Consider the following 15,322-nt stretch of genomic DNA (forward strand, 5'->3'; position numbering starts at 1 on the left):
TTATTATCACATAACCATTTTATGGTATTCAAGCAATTTTTTTGTACCGTATGAAATACAAATTACTCACAAATGAATATGATAACTTTACGCTGCTATATTCAGACATAAAGAGGGCATGAAGCCCTCTCAAAGTATAGCCATTATACTTTATGGTAGATCTCGGCACCGCTGTCCTTGAACTCTTCCGACTTCTCCTTCATGCCCTGTTCCGCCTGGGCATTGATCGCCGCCACCTGGGCTTCGTCCAGATCACGCACTTCCTGAGAGATCTTCATCGAGCAGAACTTGGGTCCGCACATGGAGCAGAAGTGGGCGACCTTGGCAGAGTCCTTCGGCAGAGTCTCGTCGTGGTAGGCGCGGGCGGTGTCCGGGTCGAGGCCGATGTTGAACTGGTCTTCCCAGCGGAACTCGAAACGTGCCTTGGACATGGCGTTGTCGCGGATCTGTGCACCCGGATGGCCTTTCGCCAGGTCGGCGGCATGAGCGGCGATCTTGTAGGTGATGATGCCGGTCTTGACGTCATCCTTGTTGGGCAGGCCCAGATGCTCCTTCGGCGTCACGTAGCAGAGCATGGCACAGCCGTACCAGCCGATCATGGCCGCACCGATGCCGGAGGTGATGTGGTCGTAGCCCGGTGCGATATCGGTGGTCAATGGCCCCAGCGTATAGAAAGGTGCCTCGTGGCACTCCTCCAGCTGCTTGTCCATATTCTCCTTGATCATGTGCATCGGCACATGGCCCGGACCTTCGATCATCACCTGCACATCGTGCTGCCAGGCGATCTTGGTCAACTCGCCCAGGGTTTCCAGCTCGGCAAACTGGGCCGCGTCGTTGGCGTCGTAGACCGAGCCCGGACGCAGGCCATCACCGAGAGAGAAGGCCACGTCGTAGGCCTTGCAGATCTCGCAGATCTCTTCGAAGTGGGTGTAGAGGAAGTTCTCTTCGTGATGGGCCAGACACCACTTCGCCATGATCGAACCGCCGCGGGAGACGATGCCGGTCATGCGCTTGGCGGTCAGCGGCACGTAGCGCAGCAGTACGCCGGCGTGGATGGTGAAGTAATCCACCCCCTGTTCCGCCTGTTCGATCAGGGTGTCGCGGAACACTTCCCAGTTCAGGTCTTCGGCGACGCCGTTCACTTTCTCCAGCGCCTGATAAATCGGTACGGTGCCGATGGGTACGGGCGAGTTGCGCAGAATCCACTCACGGGTCTCGTGGATGTTCTTGCCGGTGGACAGGTCCATGATGGTGTCCGACCCCCAGCGCGTGCCCCAGGTCATTTTGGCGACTTCCTCTTCGATGGAGGAGGTCACGGCGGAGTTGCCGATGTTGCCGTTGATCTTCACCAGGAAGTTGCGGCCGATGATCATCGGTTCCAATTCCGGATGGTTGATGTTGCACGGAATGATGGCACGGCCTTCGGCCACTTCCTGGCGTACGAATTCCGGCGTGATCTCGTCCGGCAGGTAGGCACCGAAGTTGTGGCCCGGGTGCTGTTCGGCAACGATGTTGCCTTCGGCCTTGGTCTTGGCCAGCTTCATGTTCTCGCGGATGGCGATGTATTCCATCTCCGGGGTGATGATCCCCTGACGGGCGTAGTGCAGCTGAGAGACGTTCTTGCCGGGCTTGGCACGACGCGGCTGGCGGGTCAGCTCGAAACGCAGCTCGTCCAGACGCAGATCAGCGGCGCGGGTGCGACCATATTCGGAACTCAGGCCACCCAGTTGTTCGGTGTCGTCACGTTCCAGAATCCAGTGTTCGCGCAGCGGTGCCAGGCCCTTACGCACGTCGATGTCAGCGTCCGGATCGGTGTAGGGGCCGGAGGTATCGTAGACGTAAAGCGGATCATTCTTCTCGCCACCCATGTCGGTGGGGGTGTCGTCCAACGTGATTTCACGCATGGGTACGCGGATGTCGGGACGGCTGCCTTCGACATAGACTTTGCGCGACTTGGGAAAGGGCTGCACGGAGTCCTTGTCGACGGATGCGGTGTTGCTCAGGTGCTGTGTGCTCATTATGTTTCCTGCGTATTATCGTTGTAATGATCAGTCGGCCAGATCCAGGCCCATCTGCCAGAAGCTCACTTCCATGCGGGTCGCGGTGCGGAAGCGTTTTTCCAGTGCGGCCAGGCGGGCGGGTGGCAGATCCTGTCCCAGGGTGTCCAGCAGTTCGCGCTCGGTGCGGGCGGCCTGCTGGTATTCGTCGCTCAGGTACATCTCGATCCAGGCGTTGTACGGGTTGCCTTCACGGCGGGTGTCGGGCTGTTCGGCCAGCCACTGGGCGATCTCGGCATAGCCGATGATGCAGGGGGACAGCGCCACGTGCAGGTCGAGCAGATCACCGGCGAAACCGGCATCCAGCACATAGCGGGTATAGGCCACGGTGGCCGAGGCTTCGGGCAGTGTCTGCAGCTGTGCTTCGCTGATGCCCCAGTCGCGGCAGTAGTCCACATGCAGGCCGATTTCGGTATCGAGCATGGCGTTGAGGCCGGACTGGGCGTAGCGCATGCTGGCCAGGTCTTCGCTCTTGAATACGGCCAGGCCCCAGGCACGGCTGAACTGGATCAGGAACAGGTAATCCTGCTGCAGATAATGCTGGAAGCTGGCTTCGGCCAGATCGCCACGACCCAGCTGGCGTACAAAGTCATGCTGGATATAGGCCTTCCAGTCATCGCTGCACTGGGTTTTCAGATGGTCATACAATGACATGGGCAACCTCCTGCTCGGTAACGGATGTAGGGTCAAGGCTGGCGCTGAAAAACTGATGCTCCAGTACGGTCATGCAGCGGAACAGATCGGCCAGCCGTTCGAGGGTGGCCGGGTCGCGATCGGCAAAACTGTCGACCTGACCCCGCAGCCAGCCTACGAATTGCTCGAATTCGGGCAATACATGCAGGTCGATCCACTCCTGCAGATAGAAGCGGCTGCCGCGCGGTTTGGCGGCCTGTTGCTGTGACCAGCTCAGATAGGACCATTCGGCCACGCACAGGCAGATGATCGCTGCTTCGTAGCTATCTTCGGCGGCCTTCAGGGTACTGATGATGGCCTGGCTGACCGGGTGCAGTTCAGGGCTCAGGTAGTCGGTTTTGTTCAACCCAAGCGCCTCGAAAGAGCGCAGGAAGTAGGTGTTTTCGTCACTGGTCAGTGCTGCCAGAAAACCCGCCAGCACGGTTTTCGGCGGCATTGCTGGCGCATTGGCGATGGTGCGGGCGACCAGATTGACCAGGGTGTCGATGAAGGCGTAATCCTGGACCAGGTAACGGGCATAGACGGCATCCGTCAGTTGGTCATCGCCGAGTGCTTCGGTGAACGGGTGGTTCACGGCCAGCGCCCAGTCATGTTCGACATAGCCGCGCAGTTGCTCGCTCAGGCGCTGCTGCGGATGCTGTTGACGGTAGTCGGCAAAATGCATGATGACTCCTTGGCCTCAGGGTACGATGGCATAGTCGGCGACCGGCGGGTTACTGCTGGTCAGCCCCTGTGCCTGCATGAACGCACCGAGGCGCTGGTAGCGGGCTGCATCCAGTGCCGCGGGGCGCAGTGCAAAACGGCTCAGGGTGTCGGCCCAGGCGCGGCGATTGAGTTCGGTATTCAGCTCGTCCGGCTTGTAGCTGACGAAAGCCTGCCAGGCGGCATCCGGGTGGTTGACGATATATTGGGTCGCCTTTTCGATGGCACTGATGATGCGGGCATGGCGGTTGTCGCCACGATCCTTGTTGTTGATGACCAGTACCAGTTCGTCGTAAGCCGGTACGCCTTCTTCTTCTATATAGAAGGCTCGGCCCGGATGGCCTTCAAGTTCCATCTGGTTGAGTTCGAAGTTGCGATAGGCACCGATCACGGCATCGACCTGTCCGGTGATCAGTGACGGCGACAGTGACCAGTTGACGTTGACCATCTCGATGTCGTCCAGCGTCAGCCCATGCTGGGCGAGCATGGCACGCATCAGTGCTTCCTCATACCCACCGACGGAATACCCCACTTTTTTGCCCTTGAGATCGGCCAGCGTTTTTACCGGGCCGTCGGCCAGCACAACCAGCGAGTTCAGCGGTGTGGCTACCAGCGTACCGACACGGGTCAGCGGCAGCGCCTGGTCCACCATCACATGCAGCTGCGGCTGATAGGTGATCGCCATGTCAGCCTTGCCTGCGGCCACCAGCTTTGGCGGCATCGACGGGTCAGCCGGTTCCACCAGATTGACCTCCAGCCCCTGCTCGGTGAAGTAGCCTTTCTGTTGGGCGACAATCAGCGCGCCATGGTCGGGGTTGATGAACCAGTCGAGCAGCAGCTCGACCTTGTCGGCAGCCATTACCTGAACTGAGAGCAGGCAGCCGCACAGCAGTGCAGTCAGTCGTTTCATTGGGAATCACCTCGGGTTGTCGATGACGTTGACTCCTGCAGCCAGGGCGTCAGGCGTCGAGCGATCAGGTTGACGGAAAAGTAGAGTGCCAGTGCCATCACGGCGAGCACCATCAGAGCGGCAAACATCAGGTCCACCTGCATGCGGGCGTTGGCATTCAGCATCAGATAGCCCAGCCCGGTGGAGGAGCCGACCCATTCGCCAACAACGGCACCGATGGGAGCAACTGATGCCGCTACGCGCAGGCCTGAACCGAATGCGGGCAGGGCGGCAGGCAGGCGAATCTGCAGCAGCTGGGCACGGCGGTTGGCACCGAGTGTGCGCGCCAGTTGCAGATAGCCGGTGGGTGTCTGACGCAGGCCGTCGAAACAGGCAGCCGTCACCGGGAAATAGATGATCAGGGTGGCCATGGCTACTTTGGACGCCATGCCGTAGCCGAGCCACAGCATCAACACCGGTGCGAGCGCAAACACCGGAATCGCCTGACTGACCACCAGTACCGGCATCAGCCAGCGGCGCAGGCCGCCCCAGGTGACCAGCGACAGCGCACTGATCAATCCAAGGAGCGTGCCCAGCAGCAGTCCGAGCAGAATTTCGGCCAGGGTAATACCGGCATGTTTCATCAGCAGCGGAAACTGGGCGATCAGGGTTTCAAGCACCCTTAGCGGCCCCGGCAGGATGAAATGAGGCGCGTCGGTCAGCCAGACAATCAGCTGCCATAGCAGCATCAGCCCCAGCGTGATGATAACGGGACGCAGCCAGCGCATCATGTGACTGTCTCCGCCAGCAGTGTGAGCAGCTGTGCCTGTTGTTGCAGCACCTGTGGGTCACTGACCGGGCGTGGTGTTGCTCCGGCAGGCAACAGCGGTGCAGACAGGCTTGCCGGTGAGCCTTGCAGGACCAGAATGCGGTTGGACAGGCGCAGGGCTTCGAGTGGGTCGTGGGTAATCATCAGCACGGTGCGATCGGCCAGCAATTCGGCGGCCAGATCCTGCAGCTTCAACCGGTTGATCGCATCCAGCGCCGAGAAGGGCTCGTCCATGCACACCAATGGCTTGTCCTGAAACAGAGTGCGGGCCAGTGCCACGCGCTGGCGCTGGCCACCGGACAGCTGCGCCGGCAGGGCATCAGCGCGCTCGCCCAGACCCACCTGCTGCAACAGATACAGCGCCAGCTCTCGCTGCTCGGTTGAGGCGCTGCGGCTCTGCGTCAGACGGGCCGCGAGCAGGACATTGTCACGCAGCGACAGCCAGGGCAGCAGCAGATCCTGTTGTGCCATCCAGGCGACGCGCCCCTCCAGCGGCAGTCCGTCACTGCACTGAATTCGGCCACGGATATCCGCATCGTCGGCAATCCCGCACAGCAGTTGCAGTAGTGAGCTTTTGCCAACACCGGACTGGCCGAGAATGCTGGTCCATTGCCCGGCGGGCAGCGTCAGGTTCAGGTCGGTAAAGACGCAGTGTTGCTGCCAGTGCAGGCTGGCCTGTTCAATACGAATTTCCACCGCTTACCACCAGGCGTGGAAGTGATGGGTCGGGCCGTGACCGGAGCCCACCTGTAGCCGGTCGGCGGCGGCAATGGCGGCGGTGATGTACGTCTTGGCCTGTTCCACCGCGGTTTGCACGTCCAGTCCCTTGGCCAGCCCGGCGGCGATGGCCGATGACAGAGTACAACCGGTGCCGTGAGTGTTGGCGGTGGCAATGCGTTTGGCGGGCAGCCAATGAGCGGCTGTAGCCGTCAGCAGCAGGTCGGCGCTGTCATCGCTGGCGGAGTTGGCCAGATGGCCCCCTTTGACCAGTACCGCCTGTGGGCCAAGCGCCAGCAACTGCTGTGCCTGGTGTTGCATCTCGTCTGCTGATTCGGCTTCGTTGGCGGTGAGCAACACAGACGCTTCCGGCAGGTTGGGCGTGATCAGTGTTGCTAATGGCAGCAGTTCTGCGCGCAGGGCCGCGACGGATTCGTCGGTCAGCAGCTTGTCGCCGCTTTTGGCGACCATTACCGGGTCAAGCACGATATTGGTCAGTCCGCGTTCGCGCAGGATGGCAGCGACGGTGAAAATGGTCTCGGGACGGCTGAGCATGCCGATCTTGATGGCATCGACCTGAATGTCGTCCAGCACCGTGTTCAACTGGTCGGCAATAAAGGTGGCAGGAACGTCGTGAATGGCTCGGACTTCGCAGGTGTTCTGTGCGGTTAGTGCAGTGATCACCGAAGTGCCGTATACGCCGAGGGCGGAAAAGGCTTTCAGGTCGGCTTGGATACCGGCACCGCCGCCGCTGTCGGAACCGGCAATGGTAAGGGCAACGGGTGTGCGAATCTGTGTCATGCGGATGCTCCTGTACGGGAGAAAACCGCACCGGCCACGCACAGGCGTGGTGAGGCAGTGACGGTCATCTCGATTTCCTACGCCGGTATCAACCGGATCAGGTTCAGCGGGTTTCATCTCAGCCCATCAATGTGGGCACCCCGACCAAGAATCAGCGGCTAGTTTAGGCACTTGGCACGTAACTGTCTATGCTTTAACCAGATGACCGCAGGGGGCTGCAGGTCTGGACCGGCCCAGAGGAGAAATGCTGATGAACCCGTTGGAAGTGGTGGAGTTACTCTGTCCCTGGTGCAGTGAGCCGATCAGTCTCACCGTGGATGTCACTGAACCGGAGCAGGAGTACAGCGAAGACTGCACTGTGTGCTGCAGTCCGATGACGGTACGGGTGGTCGTCGGTACTCAGGGGGCACCTGAGGTCAGTGTTGAGCGAGAGGGTGGCTAGCAAGTCATCTGCTCATATGAAGGCATGTGCCTGCTGGCCGTTGTTATCGGTGTAATCATATTAGATCACGTTGATATAGCCACATACTTAAGCGGGTCTTTACCTTGGTCTGCGCTGTGATAATCTGTGCTGAAGCAGCGACAGATGTTGTTGCCACATAATAATACATTAGGGATGCCCCCATGTTTCTGCAAAGCCTCAATGTCCGCGCCAAGCTCTGGCTGATCGTGTCTTTCGCTGCATTAATGCTACTTATTCTGTCATCGATGTCCTTGTTGGACATGCGGGATTCGCTGAGAGCCGAGCGCCAGCAGCAGCTGCATGCACTGCTTGATGCATCGGAAGGGTTGCTCCGAACACAAAAAGCACGGGTGGACTCGGGCGAGTTGACGCTGGAGGAAGCTCAGGCGGTCGCGCGTCAGATGCTGGAAAGCATGCAGTATGGTGAGGGTGACTACTTCTTTGTGCTGGACAAGCAGGCGACGATTTTGGCGCATGGCGGAGATCCGTCTCAGGTCGGACGTAATCTGATGTCGGTAACCAGCCCTGACGGCGCGCCGATTTTCAAGCAGATGGCGGCATTGATTGGCAGTGGTACCGATGTAGCCAAGTTTGATTATCTTTGGCCGCAAGCCGGCAACAGCCAGCCCCAGCCTAAAATCAGTTTGGCCAAACCGTTTGCCGAATGGGGATGGGTCGTCGGTACCGGGGTGTACGTCAGTGACTTGAACGCTGCCTTTACCAATGATCTGATGCGTATCGGCGGGTTGTTTGCGGTGGTGATGGTGTTGTTGATCGCTTTGGCCATCCCGGTCGGTCGCAGCATTATCCGACCGCTTGAGCGGATCAACGAGGTGATGCAGCAGGTCGCTCAGGGTGATTTGCGGGTGCGCACCGAGTTGAACAGCAATGATGAACTGGGCAAGGTGGGGCGTCGTATCGATGAGACGCTGGGGGTTTTTCAGGATCTGGTACACCAGATTGCGGCGTCTGCGACTCAGGTGTCGTCCAGCGCCGAGGGGCTGGCCCGTAGCGCCGAGGAAACCAGTACGGCGCTGGATGCGCAGGCACAGGAAGCCGAGCTGTTGTCGACGGCGATGAACGAAATGGCGGCCAGCGTACATGAAGTGGCCCGCAGTGCCGGTGAAACGGCTGATGCGATTGAAAGTGCGGACCGTGAGGCCGATGAAGGCAACCATGATGTTGATGATACCGTGCAGCGTATCCAGGCCCTGGCACATGAAGTCGAGCAGGCGGCCGCCGTTATTCAGGCCCTGGAAGGTGATACGGTCCAGATCGGTCAGGTGCTGAGTGAAATACAGGCCATCTCCGAACAGACTAACCTGCTGGCGCTGAATGCGGCCATTGAAGCGGCACGGGCGGGTGATTCCGGGCGAGGCTTTGCCGTCGTCGCGGATGAGGTCCGACAGCTGGCGCAACGGACGCAAGGGTCTACCGAGGAGATTCGGAGCATGAATGAGCGCCTGCGCACGGCAGCCCAGAAAGCCGTCGAGGTGATGGGGCGCTCACGTGAGCAGGCCGAAGGCAGTGTGACTACCGCCATGCATGCCGGCAAGGAATTGGAACGTATTGTCGAACAGATGGCCCATATCCGCGATATGGGGGTTCAGGTGGCGGCTGCGGCCGAGCAGCAAAGCCAGGTTTCGGAAGAGATGAATCACAACTTGCTGCGTATTACCCAAGCGTCGGAGAGTACCGTGGTGGCAGCCAATGCGGTCGCGGGTAGTGGCGAAGAGCTGCAACAGCTGGCGCGGAACCTGCAGGCTCAGATCAACCGTTTCAGTACCTGACTTTTACGGCGGCAGGCCGATATACTGCTACCAACAGATGACTGAAACGGCGGAGTTCCATGAAAGGTTCGATGAAGTATCGCATTATTCCCGTAACCCCCTTCCAGCAGAACTGTACCCTGCTGTGGTGTGAACAGACGTTGAAGGCGGCGGTTGTAGATCCCGGCGGCGACCTTGACCGCATCAAGGCGGCAGTCGCGGACGCAGGGGTACAGCTGGAAAAAATCCTGCTCACCCATGCCCATATTGATCATGCCGGTGGTACAGCGGCCCTGTCCCGAGAGCTGGGGCTAACGATTGAGGGGCCTGAGCGTGAGGATGAATTCTGGATCGAAGGCCTGCCCAAGCAGAGCGAGATGTTCGGGTTCCCGAATGTTGAGATATTTACCCCGGACCGTTGGCTTGAGGACGGCAATACCGTGACCTTCGGAGAGGTGGTGCTGGAGGTTCTTCACTGTCCTGGCCATACGCCCGGACATGTAGTGTTCTATCACCGCCCGTCGGCATTGGCGCTGGTGGGTGATGTGCTATTCCAGGGCTCTATTGGCCGTACTGATTTCCCGCGTGGCGACCATGCCACCCTGATTCGTTCCATTCGCGAGAAGTTGTTTCCGCTGGGTGACGAGATCGCATTTATTCCGGGCCATGGCCCCATGTCCACGTTCGGTGAAGAGCGGCAGAGCAACCCTTTCGTGGCCGATCGTTTCGGCTGATACTGGCCACCGTGCCGGGCATGCTGTGCCTTCACCGGCAGAGAGCCCGGCAGCTTCTTCCGTTTATCGGTGCAGTAACAAGGCCAGCTCAAACAGGTTTGGGTCCAGCCCCTTGCGATAGCGGATGACGCTGTCCAGTGGTATGTCGACAATGGCACCTTCGGCAACGCCGACCATGATGTCACTGTAGCCGGCCAGCAGATAGCTGACGGCCATGGCTCCCAAGCCGGATGCGAGCACTCGGTCGTGGCCGCTGGGCTGTCCGCCGCGCTGGATATGACCCAGAATGCAGACTCGTGGCTCCTCACCCTGTTGCTTGAGTTGTTGAGCCAGGCGATAGGTCAGCCCGGGCTCTCGCCCCTCGGCAACGACAATGATACCGCTCGAACCTTTTCCGGCCCGGCGACTGTCAGACAGTTGCTGCCCCAGTTGCTCAATGTGGACCTCATATTCCGGCACAATCACCATTTCTGCCCCGGCGGCAATACCCACATGAGTTGCCAGAAAACCGGAATTACGGCCCATCACTTCGACCAGAAAGTGACGTTCATGCGATGAGGCCGTGTCACGGATCTTGTCGATGGCATCCAGGGCCGTATTGACGGCGGTATCAAAGCCGATGGTGTCTTCGGTGCCGAAAATATCGTTGTCGATTGTGCCGGGCAGGCCGATGACGGCGATATCACTTTCCTCTGCCAGACAGTGCGCGCCGGTCAAGGAGCCATCGCCACCGATGACAACCAATGCATCAATACCGTTCTGGACCAGTACCTTGATGGCCTGCTGGCGTACTTCGGCATCCCTGAAGGCGTCGCAACGGTCACTTTTCAGAATGGTACCGCCGCGCTGCACGATATTGCGCACGGATGCCGAAGTCATCACGCGAAGATCGCCGGCGAGCAGGCCGCTGTAGCCTTTCTGAATACCGTAGACCTCAATGCCGCTATTGAGTGCGGCGCGCACTACGCCCCGTACGGCAGGATTCATCCCTGGCGAGTCGCCACCGCTGGTCAGTACGGCAATGGCGTTGAAGTCACGCAATGGCTCCAGGTCAGGCAAACTGTACATATCGGCTCCTTCCGTAATCACGGATTTGATATCACTATAGCGGAATTGAAAGCACGCCGTGAGTCCTTGTTACCCGTACATTGTGACCGGTCTATGTCACCGTTTTTACAGTAAAAATTCAGCAAACGGTTGAAGCAACGTCCACACTGGCTAATACTGAAAGTCTGAAGCTGGCCCGGCAATCTGGTCGCAGGGCCTTTCCGATACGAAACAGGAGAGTTCGATATGGCACTGAAAAAAACGCTGATGTCTGCGGCAATGGCGACCGCTGTGGCAGCGGGAGGGCTGGTGACAGCCTCGGTTGCACAGGCGGAAAGCTTTATCACCATCGGCACCGGCGGTGTGACTGGAGTGTACTACCCGACCGGTGGTGCAATCTGTCGTCTGGTCAACAAGGAGCGTGCTGCGCATGGCATTCGCTGCTCTGTCGAAAGTACCGGTGGGTCGATCTACAACCTCAATACCATCCGTGCCGGTGAACTGGACATGGGCGTTGCCCAGTCTGACTGGCAGTTCCATGCCTATAATGGTACCGACGGATTCGCGGATCAGGGTGCCAACAAGGATTTGCGTTCGGTCTTTTCCATGCATGCGGAGCCGTTTACGGTGGTGGCGCGCGCGGATGCCGGGATCAAGAATTTCGATGATCTCAAGGGCAAGCGAGTCAATATCGGTAATCCGGGTTCCGGCCAGCGTGGCACGATTGAAGTGCTGATGAAGGCCAAGGGTTGGGACAAGAGCGATTTCTCGCTGGCGTCCGAACTGAAGGCTTCAGAGCAGGCCAGCGCGCTGTGCGATAACAAAATCGACGCCATGGTTTATGTTGTTGGTCACCCGAGTGGAGCCATCAAGGAAGCCACTACCTCGTGTGACAGTACGCTGGTTGTGGTGAATGATGCGACGGTGGATATGTTGGTTGTTGAGAACAGCTACTACCGTAAGGTGGCCATTCCGGGCGGTATGTACCGTGGCAACCCCGATGATGTCATGACGTTCGGTGTGGGGGCGACTATCGTCAGCTCGGCACAGGTGCCGGATGAGGTGGTGTACAACGTCGTCAAAGCGGTGTTCGAAAACTTCGATACCTTCCGCAAGCTGCACCCTGCCTTTATTACGCTCAAAAAAGAGGAGATGGTGCGTGATGCACTGACGGCTCCTCTGCATCCGGGTGCCGAAAAGTACTATAAGGAAGCGGGCCTGCTGTAATCCGCGCTTGACCACGGGGGGTGTGATACATCCCCTGATTTCTGTTTTCTTCTATAAGGGTGTTCGCCGTGTCTCAGGATGATACCGACAAAACCGCTAACGACGACATTCAGGCGCTGGTTGCCCAGTCCGACAGTGGTGCGCGAGCGCCCAAAGGGTGGCCGGGTAAGCTGTTATGGAGCATGGCGCTGGCGTGGGCACTGTTCCAGCTGTGGTATGCATCACCCTTGCCGTTCATATTCGACTTCGGGGTCATCAATGACTCCAAGGCTCGGGCCGTGCATCTGGCCTTTGCCATTTTTCTTGCCTATACCGCATATCCGGCCCTGAAAAGCTCACCCCGTTTCCGTGTGCCCTGGCATGACTGGTTGTTCGCGTTGGCAGGCGCATTCTCGGCGGGCTACCTGGTGTTGTTTGAAGATCAGTTGGCAACCCGTTCGGGTGCTCCGATCACTGCCGATATTGTTGTCGCCGTCGCCGGTATGCTGCTGCTGCTGGAAGCCACGCGGCGTGCACTTGGGCCACCATTGATGGTGGTTGCGGCCGTTTTCCTGACCTATACCTTCGCCGGCCCTTATATGCCGGATGTAATTGCCCATAAAGGTGCCAGCCTGTCGAAGGCAATGTCGCACCAGTGGCTGACGACCGAGGGCGTTTTTGGTGTTGCTCTGGGTGTATCTACCAGTTTCGTGTTTCTGTTTGTGCTGTTTGGTGCCTTGCTGGAAAAGGCCGGTGCCGGGAACTATTTCACCCAGGTATCCTTTTCACTGCTGGGGCATATGCGCGGTGGTCCAGCCAAGGCCGCTGTTGTTTCGTCCGGTCTCAGCGGTTTGATTTCCGGCTCTTCCATCGCCAATGTGGTGACCACGGGCACGTTCACGATCCCGTTGATGAAGCGAGTCGGTTTCCCCAGCTACAAAGCGGGTGCCGTTGAGGTTGCGGCATCAACCAACGGGCAGCTGACGCCACCGATCATGGGGGCCGCGGCTTTTCTGATGGTTGAATATGTCGGCATTTCTTATATTGAAGTGGTTCAGCATGCGATCTTGCCAGCGCTTATTTCCTATATTGCGCTGATCTATATCGTCCATCTTGAAGCGCTGAAAGCGGGTATGGAGGGCTTACCCAAGCTGCTGGATGAGCGTTCGCTCGTACATAAGCTGACAACCTGGTGCGGAATTGTTCTCGGTGTCTGTCTGTTGTCGCTGGGGTTGTATTACGGCTTTGGCTGGACCAAGGCACACTTGGGCAATGCCAGTTACTGGTTGATGGCGGCAGGCGTACTGTTGGCCTATATTCTGCTGCTACGGCATTCGGCAGGGTATCCTGATCTGGAAATGGATGATCCTAATGCCGAGGTACTGACCTTGCCCCGCACCGGGCCGACGGTTAAGTCCGGTCTCTACTTCCTGTTGCCGGTGTTCGTGCTGGTCTGGTGCCTGACTGTAGAGCGCTTCTCGCCCGGCCTGTCGGCATTTTGGGCTACGGTCTTCATGATTGTTGTTGTGTTGACCCATAAGCCGATGAAAGCGATGTTTCGCTCCGGCAGCAGTGCTTTTGCCGAAGGCATCAGGGCAGGGTGCAATGACCTGCTGGATGGGCTGGTAACCGGCTCGCGCAACATGATCGGTATCGGTGTAGCGACAGCAGCAGCCGGTATTGTGGTGGGTACGGTCACTCTGACAGGGATCGGCCTGGTGATGACCGAGTTTGTCGAGTTTATCTCGGCGGGTAACATCATGCTGATGCTGTTGTTCACTGCGGTAATCAGCCTGATCCTGGGTATGGGGCTGCCCACAACGGCTAACTATATAGTCGTATCAACATTAATGGCCCCGGTCATCGTGACCTTGGGAGCGCAGCAGGGGCTTATCGTACCGTTGATCGCGGTGCACCTGTTCGTGTTCTACTTTGGCATCCTCGCCGATGATACGCCTCCAGTGGGACTGGCGGCATTTGCCGCGGCAGCCATTGCCCAGTCGGATCCCATTCGGACAGGCATACAGGGTTTTACCTACGATATACGAACGGCCGTACTGCCATTCATGTTCATTTTCAACACCGAACTATTGCTGATCGGGATTGAAAGCATTCCGCACTTGATGATCACCATCTTCACGGCGGTGACCGCGATGCTTATTTTTGCTGCCGCTACCCAGGGGTACTGGTTGGTAAAAAGTCGCTGGTATGAAACGTTGCTGTTGATATTGATAGCGTTCACCTTATTCCGTCCCGGTTTCTGGTGGGATGAAATCTACCCTCCGGTTGAGATCAAGCCTGCGCAGCAAATTGAACAGTTGGCGGCCAACGTAGCGCCGGGTGATGCTTTGATGCTACAGGCAGAGGGCATGAATATTGATGGAGACATGGTTTCCCAGCTGGTCCGGCTGCCATTGGGTGACGGCGAGACGGGTGCAGAAAAGTTGTCCAATGCTGGACTGACACTGGATATCACCGATGAGCAGGTAACTGTTGAGCTTGTAGGGTTTGGCAGCGCGGCCCAAGATGCTGGACTGGACTTTGACTGGCAGATTCTGGGTATTCAACAGGAGGCTGAACGTCCCGATAAGCAGTGGATGATACTCCCTGCGCTGATGCTGTTGGCTGGGCTGGCAATGCTGCAGCTGCGCCGCCGTCGAGAGCAGACTTTAATCTAGGAGCACATATGTTCAAGAAAATATTGCTGCCCGTGGATATGCAAGATAAGGAAACTGTCAGGCAGTCATTAATGGAAGCCAGTCGTTATCTGGAAGATTCGACATCTGAACTCCATGTAATGGCAGTCCTTCCAGGTTTGAATATGCCGCTGGTGGCGGCATACTTTCCTGATGATGCTGTAGAAAAAGCATTGAAAGGGCTGAAGCGGGAAGTACACAGCCTGGTACAGCAGACAGTCCCTGAGTTGAAACACTGTCATGAGCATATCTGTGAAGGCAGTGCTGCCCGTGAGATTGTTAAACTGGCAGACAAGCTTCATGCGGACCTGATCGTGATGCCCAGCCACAACTATACGCGTGTCGAGAATATACTGATTGGCTCGGTAACCTCCAAGGTAGTTGAACGCGCACATTGTTCAGTAATGGTGTTGCGTCGAACGGCTCGGAAATAAATTACAGAAAAGCGTTGACTCCCTCGCTGGTGTCTGTAGAATTCGCCTCCTCGCTTGAGACGACAGGGTTCGCGAAACACTGAAGACTCAAATGAAAAGGAAGTAAGTGCTTGAAACTGAATAAGTTTCTGATGTAGAATTTGCCTCCTTGATGTCACCGGTTCGTTGTTGAAGTGCTCGACACTGAAACAAAAAAACGAAAATAAAGGTTGACATTGAAATGAGACGCGGTAGAATATGCGCCTCGCTTGAGACAACAGGTTCTGCCAAACGGCAGCGTTGTTC

The 15,322-nt window shown here is 57.8% G+C and carries 15 protein-coding genes and 1 riboswitch; of the genes, 6 read left to right on the forward strand and 9 right to left on the reverse strand.

The window, feature by feature from the left end:
• Nucleotides 1–143: 143 nt before the first annotated feature.
• The 7 genes from thiC to thiD are packed head-to-tail and all read right to left on the reverse strand — an operon-like array spanning nucleotide 144 to nucleotide 6,688.
• Complete coding sequence (thiC, locus tag CLV44_RS09275; RefSeq protein ID WP_106591842.1) at nucleotides 144–2,018, reverse strand: phosphomethylpyrimidine synthase ThiC; 1,875 nt, start codon at nucleotides 2,016–2,018, stop codon at nucleotides 144–146.
• 30 nt (nucleotides 2,019–2,048) lie between these two features.
• Complete coding sequence (gene tenA, locus CLV44_RS09280) at nucleotides 2,049–2,711, reverse strand: thiaminase II (RefSeq protein ID WP_106591843.1); 663 nt, start codon at nucleotides 2,709–2,711, stop codon at nucleotides 2,049–2,051.
• Entirely contained in the window at nucleotides 2,698–3,414 is a 717-nt protein-coding gene (locus tag CLV44_RS09285) for a TenA family protein (RefSeq protein WP_106591844.1), read from the reverse strand. The genes tenA and CLV44_RS09285 overlap by 14 nt, the downstream gene beginning before the upstream one ends.
• Nucleotides 3,415–3,429: 15 nt before the next feature.
• Nucleotides 3,430–4,362 (reverse strand): ABC transporter substrate-binding protein, encoded by a 933-nt coding sequence (locus CLV44_RS09290; RefSeq protein ID WP_106591845.1) that lies wholly within the window; start codon nucleotides 4,360–4,362, stop codon nucleotides 3,430–3,432.
• Nucleotides 4,359–5,129 carry an ABC transporter permease gene (locus CLV44_RS09295; protein ID WP_106591860.1) on the reverse strand — a complete coding sequence of 257 codons (771 nt, stop codon included), beginning with the start codon at nucleotides 5,127–5,129 and terminating at the stop codon, nucleotides 4,359–4,361. Before CLV44_RS09295 ends, CLV44_RS09290 begins: the two co-directional genes overlap by 4 nt.
• Nucleotides 5,129–5,866: an ABC transporter ATP-binding protein gene (locus CLV44_RS09300; RefSeq protein WP_106591846.1), complete on the reverse strand. Its 738-nt coding sequence runs from the start codon at nucleotides 5,864–5,866 to the stop codon at nucleotides 5,129–5,131. The genes CLV44_RS09295 and CLV44_RS09300 overlap by 1 nt, the downstream gene beginning before the upstream one ends.
• A 3-nt stretch (nucleotides 5,867–5,869) precedes the next feature.
• Nucleotides 5,870–6,688, reverse strand: coding sequence for a bifunctional hydroxymethylpyrimidine kinase/phosphomethylpyrimidine kinase (gene thiD / locus CLV44_RS09305; protein ID WP_106591847.1), 819 nt, complete (start codon nucleotides 6,686–6,688; stop codon nucleotides 5,870–5,872).
• Between the two features lie 57 nt (nucleotides 6,689–6,745).
• Nucleotides 6,746–6,841, reverse strand: a riboswitch (TPP riboswitch).
• Nucleotides 6,842–6,938: 97 nt separating this feature from the next.
• On the opposite strand from thiD, the gene CLV44_RS09310 reads away from it, so the two are divergent.
• The 3 genes from CLV44_RS09310 to CLV44_RS09320 all read left to right on the forward strand — a co-directional run bounded on the left by CLV44_RS09310 (nucleotide 6,939) and on the right by CLV44_RS09320 (nucleotide 9,654).
• Nucleotides 6,939–7,130, forward strand: coding sequence for a zinc ribbon domain-containing protein (locus tag CLV44_RS09310; protein WP_106591861.1), 192 nt, complete (start codon nucleotides 6,939–6,941; stop codon nucleotides 7,128–7,130).
• Between the two features lie 182 nt (nucleotides 7,131–7,312).
• Complete coding sequence (locus tag CLV44_RS09315; protein ID WP_106591848.1) at nucleotides 7,313–8,941, forward strand: methyl-accepting chemotaxis protein; 1,629 nt, start codon at nucleotides 7,313–7,315, stop codon at nucleotides 8,939–8,941.
• A 71-nt stretch (nucleotides 8,942–9,012) separates the two neighbouring features.
• Nucleotides 9,013–9,654, forward strand: coding sequence for an MBL fold metallo-hydrolase (locus CLV44_RS09320; RefSeq protein ID WP_106591849.1), 642 nt, complete (start codon nucleotides 9,013–9,015; stop codon nucleotides 9,652–9,654).
• Between the two features lie 63 nt (nucleotides 9,655–9,717).
• On the opposite strand, the gene pfkA is transcribed toward CLV44_RS09320, so the two are convergent.
• The gene (gene pfkA, locus CLV44_RS09325) at nucleotides 9,718–10,722 is read right to left on the reverse strand and encodes a 6-phosphofructokinase (protein WP_106591850.1); all 1,005 of its coding nucleotides are present in this window, start codon (nucleotides 10,720–10,722) and stop codon (nucleotides 9,718–9,720) included.
• Nucleotides 10,723–10,947: 225 nt separating this feature from the next.
• On the opposite strand from pfkA, the gene CLV44_RS09330 reads away from it, so the two are divergent.
• From CLV44_RS09330 to CLV44_RS09340, 3 genes are all read left to right on the forward strand, one after another.
• Complete coding sequence (locus tag CLV44_RS09330) at nucleotides 10,948–11,928, forward strand: TAXI family TRAP transporter solute-binding subunit (protein ID WP_106591851.1); 981 nt, start codon at nucleotides 10,948–10,950, stop codon at nucleotides 11,926–11,928.
• Nucleotides 11,929–11,996: 68 nt separating this feature from the next.
• A complete protein-coding gene (locus tag CLV44_RS09335) occupies nucleotides 11,997–14,585 on the forward strand; it encodes a TRAP transporter permease (protein WP_106591852.1) in 2,589 nt (862 codons plus the stop codon).
• Between the two features lie 8 nt (nucleotides 14,586–14,593).
• The gene (locus CLV44_RS09340; RefSeq protein WP_106591853.1) at nucleotides 14,594–15,037 is read left to right on the forward strand and encodes a universal stress protein; all 444 of its coding nucleotides are present in this window, start codon (nucleotides 14,594–14,596) and stop codon (nucleotides 15,035–15,037) included.
• Nucleotides 15,038–15,124: 87 nt separating this feature from the next.
• On the opposite strand, the gene CLV44_RS17415 is transcribed toward CLV44_RS09340, so the two are convergent.
• Nucleotides 15,125–15,322, reverse strand: a 198-nt coding sequence (locus CLV44_RS17415; protein ID WP_211298111.1) for a hypothetical protein, incomplete at its 5' end; no start/stop codon positions are given.

It is taken from the genome of Marinobacterium halophilum, assembly GCF_003014615.1.
GTDB lineage: Bacteria > Pseudomonadota > Gammaproteobacteria > Pseudomonadales > Balneatricaceae > Marinobacterium > Marinobacterium halophilum.